Here is a 15,393-nt window from a genome sequence, read left to right as displayed (position 1 = left end):
GACTCAGCGGCACGGAGGTGCGGTCAGAGACCGGCGACCAGGTTCGTGACCGGGGCGGTGCGCAGGCCGGTGACACCCTCGACGGTGCCGACGGCCGTCTCGACCAGACCGGAAACCGGGGCGATGCCGTCCACCAGGCCGGTGGCGGTGCCCAGGGCGTTCACCTGCAGGCCGCCGGACACGGCGTCGAGCTCGGCGTCCGAGATCTCGGCGGTCTCAACCTGGGGGGTGGAGTTCATGATGGAACTTCCCTTCGTATGGAAATTTCACAAGGGGGAGAGCGGCCCCCCTCTGGGGACAGACGGTCGGCCGCGGTCCGCGAGGGCCGGGCGCCCGTTTCCGGGATCCCTTGGAGCGGCCCCGCGGTGCAACGGATCAAAGCACGCCGACGCGCGGCGATTCCACTCAACCAATGCTCTCACCAGGGCAATTGTTGCTACGAGGCGGCGATCCGTGCAGGCGTGCGCACGTCTTGGTGGCGACTTCTTCACATGCTGCGCGGCATCGGCGCGCATGGTCCCTTGCCGTCCCGATGTCGAATGGGACACTCCCGGTCCAATGACGCGGCCCCCGGCGTACGACTGTGCAGATCCGTCGCGCGCGGTGACCTGCTTGCGCATTCGATGTGCAGATTCCCTGAAGCCGGGATTCCGCTCAGCGCCCGGAACCGTCGGTCACCGACCGATGGCGGATCGTGCTCGTACGGGCCCGGAAGGTCTCCCCGGTGGACGGGTGCTGGCCCGGCACGTGTACACCGTGCTCGCCCGCGCCGCGACCTGCGCCCAGGGGGCCAAGTACTCGGCGAGGACGCGGTCGGCTTCGGCGGGGGTCGGCGTCATACGTGACTCCTGCCCGTGATCACGCCACCGCAGACGCGTTTGCCACCTATTTCACGCTTTCGCATTGCCAACTCGGCCAGTTGTCGACGCCGTTGAACACCCCACATGACGCGTGCGTATCAACAGGCATCCAGGCGCCCCAGTCAGCTGCCGGACGGCGGCAACGGACCCCGTCCCCAGGAGGTCAAGAGTTGAGTCACAAACGCATACCCAAGCGCAAGGCCGCGATCGCGGCGGGAAGCGTGGCGGCGCTCGGAGCTGCGGCCCTTCTGCTGCCCAACGCCAACGCGTCCCAGACGGGTTCGTCCGACGGCACCCCGAAGACGTTCAAGGCGACCGACGTGTCGCCCCTCGCCTCGCAGCTCGCGTCCCAGTTGGGCAGTGCCTTCGTGGGCACGTACTACAACGCCGACAAGCAGCAGGTCGTCGTCAACGTGGTGGGCAACGACGGCAACGTCGTCAACGCCATCAGAAAGGCGGGCGCGGTCCCCAACCAGGTGCAGAACAGCACCGCCACGCTTCAGGCCGCCGCGCGGACGCTGCGGAACAAGGCGACGATCGGCGGCACCGCGTGGTCCGTCGATCCCAGGACCAATGAGATCCGGGTCACCGCCGACAGCACCGTCACCGGCACCAAGTGGAACGCGCTGGAGTCGACGGTCAAGGGCCTCGGCTCGGGCGTGGCGACCCTCAAGAAGTCCGCGGGCACGTTCAAGACCTTCGTATCGGGCGGCGACGCCATCTTCGCCCAGGCGAACGGCGGCGGCGTCCGCTGCTCCCTCGGCTTCAACGTGACCGCGAGCGACGGCACCCCCGCCTTCCTGACGGCGGGTCACTGCGGAGTCGCGGCGAAGCAGTGGTCCGACTCCCAGAACGGCCAGCCCATCGCCACGGTCGACCAGGCCACCTTCCCCGGCAGCGACTTCTCGCTCGTCAAGTACAACGACACCAGCACCCAGACCAAGAGCGAGGTCAACGTCGGCAACGGCCAGACGGTCCAGATCGCCCAGGCCGCGGACGCGGTGGTGGGCCAGCAGGTCTTCCGGATGGGCAGCACGACCGGTCTGCACAACGGAAGCGTCACCGGCCTCGACGCCACCGTCAACTTCCAGAGCGAGACCGTCCCGGGCGGCGTCGACACCGTCAACGGCCTCATCCAGACGAACGTCTGTGCCGAGGCCGGAGACAGCGGCGGCTCCCTGTTCACCCAGGACGGCAGCGCGGTCGGCCTGACGTCCGGCGGCAGCGGTGACTGCACCGCGGGCGGCGAGACCTTCTTCCAGCCGGTGACCAAGGCGCTCCAGGCGACCGGCGCGACGCTCGGTGCGGGTGGCGCGGCGGGTGCGGGTGGCGCGGCGGGTGCCGGTGGCGCGGCAGGGACCGGCAACCAGAGCGCCAGCCCCGGTGTCACCGCGAGCCCGAGTGACACCGCGAGCCCCGGCGGGCAAAACGGCGTCGGCAACCAGACGGCGAGCCCCGGTGGCCAGGCAGGCGGTGGCGCGGTCAACCCGTCCGGCAGCGCGGGCAACGCCGGGAGCGTCGGCAGCCCGTCCGGTCAGTCGGCCGGCGCCGGCGCGGCCGACGGCTCCGGAGTGACGAGCCACTGACCGGGAGGCCCAGCGGTTCCACCCCGGGCAGTGGATCGGTCCGGCCCTCCGGCGGGAGGGCCGGACCGTCCCGGCTTCCTTGGAGCTCCGAACAGAATGGGAGTCGGATCAGCTCGCGGGCCGATGGCTTCCGCGATGGGAGCAACGCCACGGCGGTTCAGCCGCTCACCGTCTCCGCTCGGTCCTCCTCATCCGGGCGGGCGCCCCTCGCCGGGGGCGCCCAGGCCGTGTTCGGAGCCATTGCCGCGCATCGGCGCGTCTGCGCCGGCACCTCACCGGGTGTCGGCGCGTCACCGTCGGCGCCTTCGCCAGGTGTCGGCGCGTCACCGTCGGCGCGTTCGCCCGGTGTCGGCGTGCCGCGGTCGGCCGGTTGTCCGCCGGAGGCGGCTGCCCCGGCCGCGCCGACAGGACCACCGTAGGGCCGGTCCAACCTCCTGCGGGTGCCCTGTCACTCTCAGGAACACCTGGGGCGCTTCCGATGGATCTCCGCGGCGTCGCGACCACCCGGCACGCGCCCCCAGCCTTCGGCCAGGAGGTGCCCCCGCTCGCCGCACCGCGCGAAAGCCCAAGTAGCGCCGCCACGAAGACTTCCGCGCGGCACGCCGAGAGCACGCACCGAACGCCGCTCCTTGTCCCGCGGAGATCCGTCGGAAGCGCCCTGAGTCACTGCCGGGAACCCGGGTGCACAGACCACCGAGAGCGCCCGCGGCGCGCCGCTCGCGCAGGTACCGGCGTGTCGACACGCTCATAGGGGCTGCGCAAGCGTCGTGGAAGCGCTGTAATTGCAGAGTGGGCAGTGAGGGCGCTGCGGGACGCAGAACGAGAACCCTGCGTGCCGAACTTGCCCTCAAGGCGCTCAGCGCGGACCTGGAACCGCGTGAACGCCTCCGCCGTGTACTCGAACACGCCCTCATCTTCGCCGGAGCCACCCTCGTCGCCGTCTACACCCCCGAGGAGGACGGTGACCAGGTGCGCCTCACCGAGTCGGTCGGCGTGCCGAGGGCACTCTACGGGCTGCGCGACGCCTACCCCCTGTCCGGCGGGCCCGCCGCCGATGTACACCGCTCCCGGCAGCCCCGCTGGCTCACCCCCGAGGACCTCGGTCTCTGGGCCGACGCGCGCCGGCTCCCGGCCGGGGACTTCTCACTGGCCGTCCTGCCACTGCGGGACGAGGGATGTCTGGCCGCTGTCAGCGACGGGGCCGACGGTTTCGACGCCGACGAGCGCGAGTGCCTCCAGCTCGTCGCCGAGGCCGTCACCAGGCCGGTGCCGCCTCCGCCCGGCAGCGGCGAGCCGTCCGGCAGCTCGTTCAGTCTCGCCATGGACAGCGGCCGGGTCGAGGTCGACGACGAGATGCTGGAGCTGTTCGGCATCGAACCGGACGGCTTCGACGGCAGGGTCGAGACCCTGCTCGCCCGGGCCGTGCCGGAGGACCTGCCCTCCCTGATGTCCGTGGTCGAGGCCGACCACATGTCGATCGGCGACCGAGAGCTGGAGTTCCGCACCCTCCAGCGCTCCGGCGTGCCGAAGTGGCTGCGGCTGCGCGGGCGGCTGCTGCCCGCGGGGGAGGGCCGCCCGGCGCGGCTCGTCGGAACGGTCGCCGACGCCGCGACACTCGGCCCTGCCGTCAGCGACGTCACCCGCATCCAGCGGCTCGCGGCGGCTCTCGCCACCGCGGGCACCGTCCGCGACGTCAGCAAGGCCGTCGTCGCCGCCTTGCGCAAACCGCTGCAGGCCGATCGCATCGCGCTCGCCGGGCTGGAGTCCGACCGGCTCGTCGTCACCGTCCTGGACCCGCCCGAACCGGAGGCCTGGCCCGAGCTGTGGCGCACCGAATGGCGCTCGGAGTGGCCCGACGCCCCCGTACGCGCCATGCCGACCCTCGCCGCCGCGCTTCGGGAGGGCCGGGCCGCGATCTGGCCCGCCGGGACGGACCTGGAACCCGCGCTCGCCGAGGTCGGCCCCGGCGGACTGGCCGTGCTGCCGCTGCCCGCGGACGGCCGGGTGGCCGGTGCCTGCCTGGTCGGCTGGGACAGCCCGCACGACTTCGGGACCGACGAACGCGCCCTGCTCACCGCCGTGGCGGGCCTCGCCGGGCAGGCGCTGGTGCGGGCCCGTGCCTTCGACGCCGAGCACGAGCTGATCGGCATGCTCCAGCGGGCCCTTCTGCCGCGCCGGCTGCCGCGGCTGCCCGGTGCGGAGGCCGTCGCCCGCTATCTGCCCACCACAGCCGGCCTGGAGCTTGGTGGCGACTGGTACGACGTGATCCCGCTGCCCGACAACCATGTGGCCCTCGTCATCGGCGACGTCCAGGGCCACAACGCGAGCGCCGCCGCCCTGATGGGCCAGATGCGTACGGCCCTGCGCGCATACGCGGCCGAGGGGCACCCCCCGGACGTCGTCGTCTCGCACGCCAACCGGCTCCTCGTGGAGATGGAGTCCGACCTCTTCGCCACCTGCTGCTACGTGGACGTCGACATGGAGGAGGGCATCGCCTGGTCCGTCCGCGCCGGCCACCTCCCGCCCGTGCTGCGTCACCCGGACGGCACCACGGAGATCACCGACACGGACGGCGGACCGCCCCTCGGCGTCATGACGCAGGCCGAATTCCCGATGAGCCAGCTGCGGCTGCAGCCCGGCACGGTCGTCGCGCTCACCACTGACGGCCTGGTCGAGTCCGCCGACGTGGATCTGGAGGACGGTCTCGCCGGGCTGGCCGAGGGACTGTCCGCCGCCGATCCCCGGCACCTCGGGCTCGTCGCGGACGCCCTGCTCGCCGAGGCCAACCGCAGCGACGACGTGGCCCTGCTCCTGATGCGCTACGACGGCCTGGAGATGCGCCCGCAGCGCGAGAGCTGGACGGTGTGGCGCGTCCCCGAGGCGGTCCGGCACGCCCGCCGCTTCACCCGGCGCACCCTCCGCGCCTGGGGCATGACGGAAGGACTCGACACGGTGCTCCTCGTCGTCTCCGAACTCGTCACCAACGCACTCGTGCACACAGGCGGCCAGGTCCGATTGGACCTCACCCTTCTCAACCACCGGCTGCGCGTCGCGGTCGCCGACGCCTCGCCGCGCACCCCGGTCCAGCCGACGAGCATCGGCTGGGAGGCGACGGGCGGCCGAGGCATCCTGCTCGTCGAGGCCATGTCGACGGCGTGGGGGACGCTCCCGGTCAGCGGCGGCAAGCAGGTGTGGGCGGACATCGTCCTGGAGCCGTCGCCGTGCCCGGAGGGCACCTGACGCCGGGTGCCCCGCGCCGACCGCCATGACACCCTGACCTCGTGCGTCTGCTCCTGATGTCCGACACCCACGTCCCCAAGCGTGCCCGGGAACTGCCGGCACAGCTCCTGGCCGAACTCCCGCGCGCCGACGTCGTGATCCACGCCGGCGACTGGGTGGACGTCGCCACACTCGACCTGCTGGAGAGCCGGTCCGCGCGGCTGATCGCCGTGCACGGCAACAACGACGGCCCCGCCCTGCGGGCCCGGCTCCCGGAAGTGGCCCGCGCCGAGCTCGACGGTCTGCGCCTCGGTGTAGTCCACGAGACCGGCCCCGCCCAGGGCCGGGAGCGCCGCTGCGCCGACCGCTTCCCCGATCTGGACGTACTGGTCTTCGGTCACAGCCACATCCCCTGGGACACCATCACGGACACCGGGCTGCGGCTGCTCAACCCCGGCTCCCCGACCGATCGGCGGCGCCAGCCCCACTGCACCTATATGACGGCGGTCGTGCAGGGCGGCGCACTGACGGCCGTGGAGACGCACCGGCTGCCCCCGCGCAAGGGACTGGGATGACTGCCGGGCACGTCCAGCGCACCCCTTCGAGCATGGACGTGCCCCAGTGAGCCCATGGCCGTGGAAAGCGCGTTCATCGGGGCGGCGCAGGGGTGTTGACGCAGTTCGTGAATCGCCCTGATTGTTATGAGCATGGCAAGGTTACGCGTGCGTCTGTTCGGCGTTCTCGTGTCGCTCACCGGCCTCCTCGCGGCGTCGGGCGTCCGGCCCGCGGCCGCCGCCCCCCTTCCCGACTCCCTCTGGTTCGACGCCCAGGCGGCCACCACCCTCGCCGTCCAGGGCGGCCGTTTCACCGACGGCCTCGGCCGCGAGGTCGTCCTGCGCGGCTACAACGTCTCCGGCGAGACCAAGCTGGAGGAGAACGGCGGGCTGCCGTTCGCCTCGGTCGCCGACGCCAGGAAGTCCGCGACCGCCCTGCGCACCCTGGGCGGCGGCAACACGGTCCGTTTCCTGCTCTCCTGGGCGCATGCCGAGCCCGTGCGCGGCCGGCTCGACACGGCCTACCTCGCCGCGGTCACCGACCAGATGCGCGCGTTCCTCGACGCCGGCATCCGCGTCTTCCCCGACTTCCACCAGGACCTCTACTCCCGCCACCTCTTCGACCAGGGCAGCTGGTACACCGGCGACGGCGCCCCCAAGTGGGCGGTGGACGCGGGCGACTACCCCACCGAGTCCTGCGGGATCTGTCTCTTCTGGGGACAGAACATCACCCAGAACCACGCGGTGACCAAGGCGTCGTACGACTTCTGGCACAACGCGTACGGTGTCCAGGACGCGTTCCTGGCCACCGCCGAGAAGACCATGGCGTACGTCGAACAGCGGCTGACGGACGACGAGTTCGCCAACGTCGTCGGCCTCGACCCGTTCAACGAGCCCTACGCGGGCACGTACGACTCCGGGCAGACGAGCCGCGGCTGGGAGCGGAACCTGCTCTGGCCGTTCTACGCGAAGGTCCGCGCACGCATGGACGCGGCGGGCTGGCAGGACAAGCCGGCCTTCGTCGAGCCGAACCTCTTCTGGAACGCCAACATCTCCTCCCAGAAGCAGGAGGGCGGACTCCTCGACGTCGGCGCTATCGGCCCGCGCTACGTCTTCAACACCCACTTCTACGACCAGAAGGCCATCTCCGGCATCCTGATGTGGGGCAAGGCGAGCGACGGGCAGTACGCGGATGACTTCGGGAGCGTGCGTGACCGGGCCGCCGCCCTGGGCACGGCCGCGATCGTCAGCGAGTTCGGCCATCCACTGACCGGCCCGGTCTCCGACAAGGCCCCCACGGTGGTCAAGGCGATGTACCAGGCCCTCGACTCCCGCCTGCCGGGTGCGAGTTGGTGGTCGAACCCGGTGGACTCGGGGCCGGTGCTGTCCGGCACGCAGTGGCAGTGGGACCTCTACAACGGCCGGCACCACGAGCTGATGAACGGCAACCCCGACAAGGTCCTCACCTCCGCGGACGCGTGGAACGACGAGGACCTCTCGGCGGTGGCGCTCGACGGCACGGGCGCCCCCGTGCTGCGGCAGGACGGCCGCCTGCTGGACCGCCTCTACCCGAGCGCCACGGCCGGAACCACGGTCGCCTTCACCTACGAGGACCGCTCCCGGGACGGTTCGGCGGCGCTGACCTGGAACCCGGTCCCGAGCTCGCTCCCGAATGTGGCGCAGCTGGTGGGGTCGGGGCAGTACGGACTCCTGGTCTGGCGCTCGAAGGACTCCTCGGCGCCGACGGAGCTGCATCTGCCCGCCTCCTTCCCGGCCGCCTCCACCACGGTGGTCTCCGACCTCGGCACCGTGGCGGGACCGCCCGGGTACACGAGGTCCACCCCGATCGCCGTGGCGAACGAACCCGGCGGCACGGGCAGCAAGCGGCTCCTGCTCACCGCCTCCGACGCGAACTCCCTGCACTACGCCCTGGTCACGAACGGGGCGACGGCTCCGTCCGCCACCCTGCTGAGTGCGGCGCGGACGGAGCTGTCGGCATGGGCGGCGAAGGAGATCAGCTAGGGCGCTTCTAACGGAGACCCGTCGGAAGGGCCCTGGCGGAGGGACCCGTCCAGTCCGCGGGGACGTGCGCCAGGCGCACCCGCTGCGGGTGGTCGCCGACCGGGACCGAGACCACCTTCTGGCCCGTCGCGAAGTCGATCGCGGTGACCTGGTCGGCGCCGCTCTCGGAGATGATGCAGTCCTTGCCGTCGCCGCTGACGGTCGCCCAGTAGGGCTTGGACGCGGTGACGAGCGGGCCCTCCTGGAGGGTGGCGCGGTCGACGACGGTCGCGTAGTCGTCCATGGTCCCCGCTATGCACAGCTTGGTGCCGGCGGGGTTCATGGAAATGCCGTGGTGGCGTGAGTCGTTGACCCATGTCGTACGGTCCTCGCTGGTCGCCGGGTTCTTCGGCAGGGTCTTCACCCGGGTGATCCGGTCGGCGGCCACGTCGTACTCCAGGAAGCCGTTGAAGAACGACACCTGGAAGTAGAGCTTGGACTCGTCCGGGCCGAAGACCGCGGGCCGTACCGCGTTGGAGAAGTCCTTGAGGCCGACGGCGTCCAGTCGGCTCCGCATGTCGATGGTCCTGACCTGCTTGAAGGTGGTCGCGTCCACGATCGTGATGTGGCGGTCGCCCTTCGTCCAGTCCAGAGCCGGGTCGTCGAGCGATGTGTTGACCTCACCGATGGACATGTTCCAGAGGTACTTGCCGTCCTTGGTGAAGATGTTCTCGTGCGGCTTGTCACCGGTGGCGAACTCGCCCAGCTCCTTGCCGGTGCCGATGTCCAGCACCTGTACCTTGTTCGCGGTCGAGGCCGAGACCGCGATCCGGGTGCCGTCGGGGGACAGGCCCATGTGATCGGCTCGGTAACCCGCCACCGGGAAGCGCCAGTTGATCCTTCCGGTGGCGAGGTCGATGGACACGACGTCCGCGAAGCTCGGCCGGGAGACGACCATCGACTTCCCGTCCGGGGTGGAGTACATGTCGTCGACGAACTGGTCGTGCCCCTCCCCGACGCTGTTGCGGATGGCCTGGAAGTAGATCCACCTGATGGGATCGGCGTTGATCTCCGCCATCCGCTGGTTCTTGTCGGGGATCACGTTGATGCGGCCGATCCGCGCGAAGTCACCGCTGGACCTGATGACGTCGGCGGTGCCGTCCCAGTTGTTGCCCACGAACATCACCTCCCGCAGTGCGGCGGAGGAGTCCTGCGCGGAGGCGGCCGTCGCCGTGCCGCCGGCGGTCAGGGCGAGGACGGCGGCGATGGAGAGGAGGTGCCGGGCTCTGAGGACGGACATGACGGAGTCCCTCTCTGTGATGGCCGAGCTCTTGGTGGGGGCATGACAATGGTTGCCGACTGGTGCTCCGGATCGCCTGAACCGGGGAAGCTGCGGCCCGGAAATCTGAACACGACTGCGTTCAGAGTGACTTACTGGAAAGTAAGGAAGGGGCGGCCCCCTTCACAAGACTCCGTGCACGACAAAATTGGGCGGCAGGCGAACGGATCACCGTGAGGAGGGGGGAAGCTTGTGGCGGGCAGGCTCAGGCAGCCGACGGGCCGGTACGGCGGCAGGTCGGCCGAGGAGCGGCAGGCCGAGCGGCGCAGGCGGTTCCTGGAGGCCGCGCTCCAGCTCTTCGGCGAGAGCCCCGGCTTCCGGTCAACCACGGTCGCGGCGCTGAGCGAGGCGGCAGGGCTGTCGACCCGTCAGTTCTACGAGGAGTTCCACACGCTGGAGGACGTCCTCGCCGCCCTGCACCTCCAGGTCAACGACTGGGCGGAACAGGCCGCCCACGCCGCCCTCGTCGAGGCCCGCGACCTGCCGCTCCCCGAGCGTGCCGCCGCGATCTTCCGGGCCTACGCGGCGAACGTCACCTCCGATCCGCGCCGGATCCGTATCACCTTCGTCGAGATCATCGGGGTCAGCCCCCGGTTGGAGGAGCAGCGGCTCGAACGCCGTTCCCGCTGGGTCGACTTCATCTGCGCGGAGGCCGCCGAAGCCGCCGCGCGGGGCGAAGCGGCCCCGCGGGACTACCGGATCGCGGCCACGGCGTTCATCGGCAGCGTCAATGGTCTGCTGCACGACTGGCGGGCCGGCTGGGTGGACGCGTCCCTCGACGAGATCGTGGACGAACTGGTCCGGCAGCTGCTGGCCATACTGCGCCCGGCGGGATGGCCGCCGGACGCCTGAGCCGCGGCCCCCGCCCCGCCCCGCGCTTCGCTCGTGGGTAGTGATGAGAGCGGCCCGGGTGACGGCGGCTCGAAGTCGACGTCGCCGTCGTTGCCCGGGTTGTACCCGGCGTCGATCACCACGGCCCCCGGCTTGACGTCGGGGAGCGGGTCGCGTCAGGTCGAAGCGGCCGGTCCGGCGCCGGTGGCCCAGTGCCGCCCGCGCCGAGAAGGTCCGGGAGAGCCGCGAGCCGACCTGGACCTTCGGGGCCGTCGCCGTCCTACTCGTCCCATGCCTGGATGAGGATCTGCTCGGCGATCTTGCCGTCGCGCAACGAAACCATCGAGTTGGCGAGCACCCGGACACCATCGGCGTACCGGCACGACTCGGTGAAGGCGACATGGTCACCCTGGACGACGCACTGGTCCAGGTGGTGGGTCATGTCCCGGCTGTAGACGTCGTCGAGCATGTCGCCGATCTCGTGCCGGCCGTGCAGGACCTTCGGGTGACTGGGCTGGGTGTTGCGGTCGATGATGCGGATCTCCGCGTCGTCCGTGTAGAGCGACAGCAGAGTCGCCGCGTCCTCCCCTTCTATGCCTCGGCGCAGGGTCTCCGTGTCGAAGGCGGTACCTGCCGCGGTGCCCATGGTGACCTCCTTGGAAGGCCGCGGCCCGGCGAGCGGTGGGCCGCGAAGGCCTCTTCTTCGAGCCTCCTCCGCCGTGCGGGCCCCGGCAAGCGCAGCGGACCTGTGCGCCCCCCGGCGCAGCCGGGCCGAAGGCCCGTGACCGCCGCGGCCCGGTGGAGTTGCGCGAAGCATGATCTCCACACGGCGCATCGTCGCCGCGGTCGGTCTCGCCGTCGGCGTCACGGGCCTGGCCGCCCCGCCGGCGGCCGATCTGGCGGCCGTGGGCAGCCCCACCTGGTACGCGCGGTTCTGCGCCCAGGTGATGACCGACCCGGCGATGCGCGCGATCATGGTCGAGGAGTCCCTGTCCTCGCCGTCGCTGCGGCAGGTGCTTGACGGACTGCACCACTGTCTGCCCGATCTGGCGCCCGAGATCCGCGCCGAACGCGGAACCATGGCACGCGAGTGGATGCTTCACATGTCCGCCGAACGTGAGCGTGCCCTCGCGCAGGGCGGTCCCACTCCCCGCGCCAGTTGGCACGACGCGGCCACCGGGCTGGTCGCCGCGATCGTCGGGATCTGGCTGGCCCCCGTCACGAACGGCTCATGACGTCGGTGCCGTCCGCGAGCGGCCCCGACGCGCGTGGGGTGCCACAGGCAAGCCCATCGCCGTGCGCCTCGCCCGGTGGCGGGACGATCCGCACCCCGCGACGCAGGCGGTGATCGAACCGCTCGCCTTGCTCCACCGCAGGGGCTGACGCGCTCCGGTGCGACGGTCCGTCGCCCGGCGGACAGCGGCGCTGCCTGGGACCGTACGCCGCCAGATGTGCGCGCAATTTAGAGAACAAAATTGTTGACAATCTTGTTGGACTAGATTTACGTTCGACAGGCACTCACTCAGGGAGGGCAATGATGCCGATGGAAGCCCGTCCGAGCACCGGAGAGCAGGCCAAGCAGCACGCGCTGGAGCGGCTGCGGCAGGCGATCCTGCACGGCGAGATGGCACCGGCCCAGCGGCTGGTGGAGAACGAACTCGCCGAGCAGTTCGGTGTGACGCGGGCCAGCATCCGGGCGGCGCTCATCGATCTGGAGGGCCAGGGACTGGTCGAGCGGATCCGCAACCGCGGCTCGCGGGTGCGGGTGGTGACCGTGGAGGAAGCGGTCGCCATCACCGAGTGCCGCATGGTCCTGGAAGGGCTGTGCGCGGCCAAGGCGGCCGCCGCGGCCGACGACGAGCAGCTGACCGAACTGGCCGACCTCGGCACGGCGATGACCAAGGCCGTCGCCGACGGCGAACCGGTGACGTACTCCGAGCTCAACCAGGACCTGCACGACCGGATCAGACGGTTCTCCGGCCAACAGACGGCCGTGGAGCTGCTGGAGCGGCTCAATGCACAACTGGTGCGTCACCGCTTCCAGTTGGCGCTCAGGCCGGGGCGCCCGCAGCAGTCCCTGAGTGAACACCTGGCCATGATCGAGGCGATCAGGGCCAGGGACTCGCAGGCGGCCGAGGCGGCCGTCCGTGCCCACCTCACCAGCGTCATCGAGGCGCTGCGCGACTGACACGAGCGAGGCGGGCGCACCCCTGTCCATCACGGCGAGTGAGCCGAAGGGGCGCACCGGAGCGAGGGCGCAGGGGGATTCCCCCGCTCGAGCGAAGTCGAGAGCTCGGGGGAGTGCGCAGGCCCGAAGGGCTGAGCACGGTCGCGCTCTCGACACCGGCGGCAAGCGCCCGGAGGCGAACCGCCCGAAAGAGGAGAGATCTCAGCAATGACGCATGGTCATGCGCCCGCCACCCCACGATCCACGCTCGTCGTCACCGCCCACGCCGGGGACTTCGTGTGGCGCGCGGGGGGAGCCATCGCCCTGGCCGCCGCCCGCGGAGAGAAGGTCACCGTCGCGTGCCTGACCTACGGCGAACGCGGCGAGTCCGCCAAGGCGTGGCGGGAGGGCAGGAAGCTGGAGGAGATCAAGGCGATACGCCGGGAGGAGGCCGAGAAGGCGGCCGCCACCCTCGGCGCCGAGGCCGTCTTCTTCGACGCCGGCGACTACCCGCTGATCGCCACGCCCGAGCTGACCGACCGTCTGGTGGCCGTCTACCGCGCGGCGCAGCCCGATGTCGTGCTCACACACCCGCTGGAAGACCCCTACAACGGGGACCACCCGGCCGCCGCCCGCATGGCCCTCGACGCTCGTGTGCTGGCCCAGGCCATCGGCTACCCGGCGGAGGGCGAGATCATCGGCGCACCGCCGGTCTTCTTCTTCGAGCCCCACCAGCCCGAGATGTGCGGCTTCAAGCCCGAGGTCCTCCTGGACATCACCGAGGTGTGGGAGACCAAGCGCAAGGCCATGGAGTGCCTGGCCGCGCAGCAGCACCTGTGGGACTACTACACCGACCTCGCCGTCCGCCGCGGCGTCCAGCTCAAGCGCAACGCGGGCCCCAACCTGGGGTTGCCGCACCAGACGTACGCCGAGGCGTACATGCGCCCCTACCCGCAGGTCACGGGGGAGCTGGCATGAGCGGCGTGATCGTCACCAACCCGCCGAAGGCGCACCCGAAGGACGTCGAGGCGCTCGCCGGATACGGCGTGGCCACCGTGCACGAGGCGATGGGCCGCACCGGTCTGCTCGGCACCCGCCTGCGCCCGATCCAGCAGGGCACCCGCGTCGCAGGCACCGCGGTCACGGTCCTGTCCTGGCCCGGCGACAACCTCATGATCCACGCGGCCGTCGAGCAGTGCGGCGAGGGCGACATGCTCGTCGTCACCACCACCTCGCCCTCCACGGACGGGATGTTCGGCGAGCTGTTCGCCACCGCGCTGCACCGGCGCGGGGTGCGCGGCCTCGTCATCGACGCGGGCATCCGGGACACCGCCGAACTGCGCGAGATGGGCTTCCCGGCGTGGGCCGCCGCCGTCTGCGCGCAGGGCACCGTCAAGGCGACCGGCGGCTCGGTCAACCTGCCGGTGGTGATCGGCGGCCAGGTGGTCCGGCCCGGCGATGTGATCCTCGCCGACGACGACGGAGTGGTGGTCGTGCCTCGCGAGCGCGCCCGACCGGTGGCCGAGGCGTCCGAGGCCAGGGAGAACAAGGAGGCCGCGTCGCGCGCCGCCTTCCTCGACGGCCAACTGGGCCTGGACCGCTACGGGTTGCGCGAGAGCCTGGCACGGCTGGGCGTGACCTACCAGTCGTACGACGCATATGTGCGGGACGGAGCCGGCTCGTGACCGGGCCCGGGGAGGTGCGCTGCATGCTGATGCGCGGCGGCACGTCCAAGGGCGCCTACTTCCTGGCCGAGGACCTCCCCGCCGACCCCGCCGAACGCGACGACCTGCTGCTGCGCGTGATGGGAAGCCCCGATCCGCGCCAGATCGACGGTCTGGGCGGGGCCCACCCCCTGACCAGCAAGGTGGCGGTGATCTCCCGGTCGGCGGACCCCGTGGCGGACGTCGACTATCTGTTCCTCCAAGTCGCCGTGGACAAGCCCGAGGTGACGGACCGCCAGAACTGCGGCAACATCCTGGCCGGCGTCGGCCCCTTCGCCGTCGAGCGCGGCCTGGTCGCCCCGGGGGAGGGCGAGACGTCCGTCCGGATCCGTATGCTCAACACCGGCGAACGAGCCATCGCCACGTTCCCCACCTCGGGCGGACGCGTCGACTACGCCGGTGCGGCGGAGATCTCCGGCGTGCCGGGGACCGCCGCCCCGGTGGTGATCGAGTTCCCGCCCGGCGACAGCCCGCTGCTGCCCACCGGGAACGTCCGCGACGCCGTCGCCGGCACGCCGGTGACCTGTGTGGACAACGGCATGCCGACCGTGCTGATCGCCGCCCCCTCGCTGAAGGTCAGCGGGTACGAGGACCCCAAGAGCCTGGAGGAGGACCTCGCCCTGGCCGACCGGCTGCACCAGATACGGCTGGAGGCCGGCCGGCTGATGGATCTCGGCGACGTCGAGCGCGCCACCGTGCCCAAGCTCAGCCTGCTGGCGCCGCCCCGCAGCGGGGGCGCCGTCATGACCCGCACCTTCATCCCGGTGCGCTGCCACACCTCCATCGGCGTCCTGGGCGCCGCGAGCGTGGCGGCGGGTCTGCGCATCCCGGGGAGCGTGGGGGAGGGGATCGCACGGCTTCCGGTCCGCGGCGACCGCGTACGCATCGAACATCCCAGTGGGTTCCTGGACATCGACACCAGCGTCGACCCCGGTTCCGATGGGATGCCCGCGGTGGCCCGCCGCACCGCCGTCGTACGCACCGCGCGAAAGATCTTCGACGGCACGGTCTTCCCCCGGTCCTCTCCCGAGCTCTCGGCTCCGCTGGAACGAGCGGGGACCGCCACCGGGGACCCCACCACCGCCCCCACACCCGCACACGACCGATAAGGA

Annotated in this window: 13 protein-coding genes and 1 pseudogene; 10 read left to right on the top strand and 4 right to left on the bottom strand. The window is 71.3% G+C overall.

Going from position 1 to position 15,393, the window contains the following annotated elements; all coding sequences use genetic code 11:
- Positions 1 to 23 precede the first annotated feature (23 nt).
- A complete protein-coding gene (locus tag ASC56_RS01580) occupies positions 24 to 239 on the bottom strand; it encodes a hypothetical protein (RefSeq protein WP_055489276.1) in 216 nt (71 codons plus the stop codon).
- A 791-nt stretch (positions 240 to 1,030) separates the two neighbouring features.
- Here ASC56_RS01580 and ASC56_RS01575 point away from each other — a divergent pair.
- The 4 genes from ASC56_RS01575 to ASC56_RS01560 all read left to right on the top strand — a co-directional run bounded on the left by ASC56_RS01575 (position 1,031) and on the right by ASC56_RS01560 (position 8,241).
- Positions 1,031 to 2,446: a S1 family peptidase gene (locus tag ASC56_RS01575; protein ID WP_199835854.1), complete on the top strand. Its 1,416-nt coding sequence runs from the start codon at positions 1,031 to 1,033 to the stop codon at positions 2,444 to 2,446.
- A 789-nt stretch (positions 2,447 to 3,235) separates the two neighbouring features.
- Positions 3,236 to 5,686: a SpoIIE family protein phosphatase gene (locus ASC56_RS01570; protein ID WP_055489275.1), complete on the top strand. Its 2,451-nt coding sequence runs from the start codon at positions 3,236 to 3,238 to the stop codon at positions 5,684 to 5,686.
- Between the two features lie 41 nt (positions 5,687 to 5,727).
- Complete coding sequence (locus tag ASC56_RS01565) at positions 5,728 to 6,240, top strand: metallophosphoesterase (protein WP_055489274.1); 513 nt, start codon at positions 5,728 to 5,730, stop codon at positions 6,238 to 6,240.
- Between the two features lie 132 nt (positions 6,241 to 6,372).
- Positions 6,373 to 8,241 (top strand): cellulase family glycosylhydrolase, encoded by a 1,869-nt coding sequence (locus ASC56_RS01560; RefSeq protein WP_371330018.1) that lies wholly within the window; start codon positions 6,373 to 6,375, stop codon positions 8,239 to 8,241.
- A 7-nt stretch (positions 8,242 to 8,248) separates the two neighbouring features.
- Here ASC56_RS01560 and ASC56_RS01555 read toward each other — a convergent pair whose 3' ends face one another.
- A complete protein-coding gene (locus tag ASC56_RS01555; protein ID WP_055489272.1) occupies positions 8,249 to 9,520 on the bottom strand; it encodes a YncE family protein in 1,272 nt (423 codons plus the stop codon).
- 231 nt (positions 9,521 to 9,751) lie between these two features.
- On the opposite strand from ASC56_RS01555, the gene ASC56_RS01550 reads away from it, so the two are divergent.
- Positions 9,752 to 10,411, top strand: a complete 660-nt coding sequence (locus ASC56_RS01550) for a TetR/AcrR family transcriptional regulator (RefSeq protein WP_055489271.1) — start codon at positions 9,752 to 9,754, stop codon at positions 10,409 to 10,411.
- 39 nt (positions 10,412 to 10,450) lie between these two features.
- Here the strand turns inward: ASC56_RS01550 and ASC56_RS43010 are convergent.
- Both ASC56_RS43010 and ASC56_RS01545 read right to left on the bottom strand, forming a co-directional pair.
- A pseudogene (locus tag ASC56_RS43010) lies at positions 10,451 to 10,551 on the bottom strand (bifunctional 5,10-methylene-tetrahydrofolate dehydrogenase/5,10-methylene-tetrahydrofolate cyclohydrolase); the annotation flags it as partial.
- 119 nt (positions 10,552 to 10,670) lie between these two features.
- Entirely contained in the window at positions 10,671 to 11,036 is a 366-nt protein-coding gene (locus ASC56_RS01545) for a nuclear transport factor 2 family protein (RefSeq protein WP_055489270.1), read from the bottom strand.
- Between the two features lie 169 nt (positions 11,037 to 11,205).
- Here ASC56_RS01545 and ASC56_RS01540 point away from each other — a divergent pair, with 169 nt between their 5' ends.
- From ASC56_RS01540 to ASC56_RS01520, 5 genes are all read left to right on the top strand, one after another.
- Positions 11,206 to 11,625, top strand: a complete 420-nt coding sequence (locus ASC56_RS01540; protein ID WP_159039582.1) for a hypothetical protein — start codon at positions 11,206 to 11,208, stop codon at positions 11,623 to 11,625.
- A gap of 302 nt (positions 11,626 to 11,927) precedes the next feature.
- A complete protein-coding gene (locus ASC56_RS01535) occupies positions 11,928 to 12,578 on the top strand; it encodes a GntR family transcriptional regulator (RefSeq protein WP_055489629.1) in 651 nt (216 codons plus the stop codon).
- 207 nt (positions 12,579 to 12,785) lie between these two features.
- Positions 12,786 to 13,535 carry a PIG-L deacetylase family protein gene (locus tag ASC56_RS01530; RefSeq protein WP_055489269.1) on the top strand — a complete coding sequence of 250 codons (750 nt, stop codon included), beginning with the start codon at positions 12,786 to 12,788 and terminating at the stop codon, positions 13,533 to 13,535.
- A complete protein-coding gene (locus tag ASC56_RS01525; protein WP_055489268.1) occupies positions 13,532 to 14,242 on the top strand; it encodes a 4-carboxy-4-hydroxy-2-oxoadipate aldolase/oxaloacetate decarboxylase in 711 nt (236 codons plus the stop codon). The genes ASC56_RS01530 and ASC56_RS01525 overlap by 4 nt, the downstream gene beginning before the upstream one ends.
- On the top strand, positions 14,239 to 15,390 hold the full coding sequence (locus ASC56_RS01520) for a 4-oxalomesaconate tautomerase (RefSeq protein WP_055489267.1): 1,152 nt from the start codon (positions 14,239 to 14,241) through the stop codon (positions 15,388 to 15,390). Before ASC56_RS01525 ends, ASC56_RS01520 begins: the two co-directional genes overlap by 4 nt.
- The last annotated feature ends 3 nt before the right edge of the window (positions 15,391 to 15,393 follow it).

It is taken from the genome of Streptomyces sp. TP-A0356 (assembly GCF_001417775.1).
Lineage (GTDB): Bacteria > Actinomycetota > Actinomycetes > Streptomycetales > Streptomycetaceae > Streptomyces.
This window is presented reverse-complemented; position numbering and strand designations above follow the sequence as displayed.

Bases quoted from the DNA above. Each gene is read 5' to 3' on its own strand.
- ASC56_RS01530 (WP_055489269.1), top strand. From the start codon at position 12,786: ATGACGCATGGTCATGCGCCCGCCACCCCACGATCCACGCTCGTCGTC.
- ASC56_RS01560 (WP_371330018.1), top strand. From the start codon at position 6,373: ATGGCAAGGTTACGCGTGCGTCTGTTCGGCGTTCTCGTGTCGCTCACC.
- ASC56_RS01545 (WP_055489270.1), bottom strand. From the start codon at position 11,036: ATGGGCACCGCGGCAGGTACCGCCTTCGACACGGAGACCCTGCGCCGA.
- ASC56_RS01535 (WP_055489629.1), top strand. From the start codon at position 11,928: ATGCCGATGGAAGCCCGTCCGAGCACCGGAGAGCAGGCCAAGCAGCAC.
- ASC56_RS01555 (WP_055489272.1), bottom strand. From the start codon at position 9,520: ATGTCCGTCCTCAGAGCCCGGCACCTCCTCTCCATCGCCGCCGTCCTC.
- ASC56_RS01540 (WP_159039582.1), top strand. From the start codon at position 11,206: ATGATCTCCACACGGCGCATCGTCGCCGCGGTCGGTCTCGCCGTCGGC.
- ASC56_RS01525 (WP_055489268.1), top strand. From the start codon at position 13,532: ATGAGCGGCGTGATCGTCACCAACCCGCCGAAGGCGCACCCGAAGGAC.
- ASC56_RS01580 (WP_055489276.1), bottom strand. From the start codon at position 239: ATGAACTCCACCCCCCAGGTTGAGACCGCCGAGATCTCGGACGCCGAG.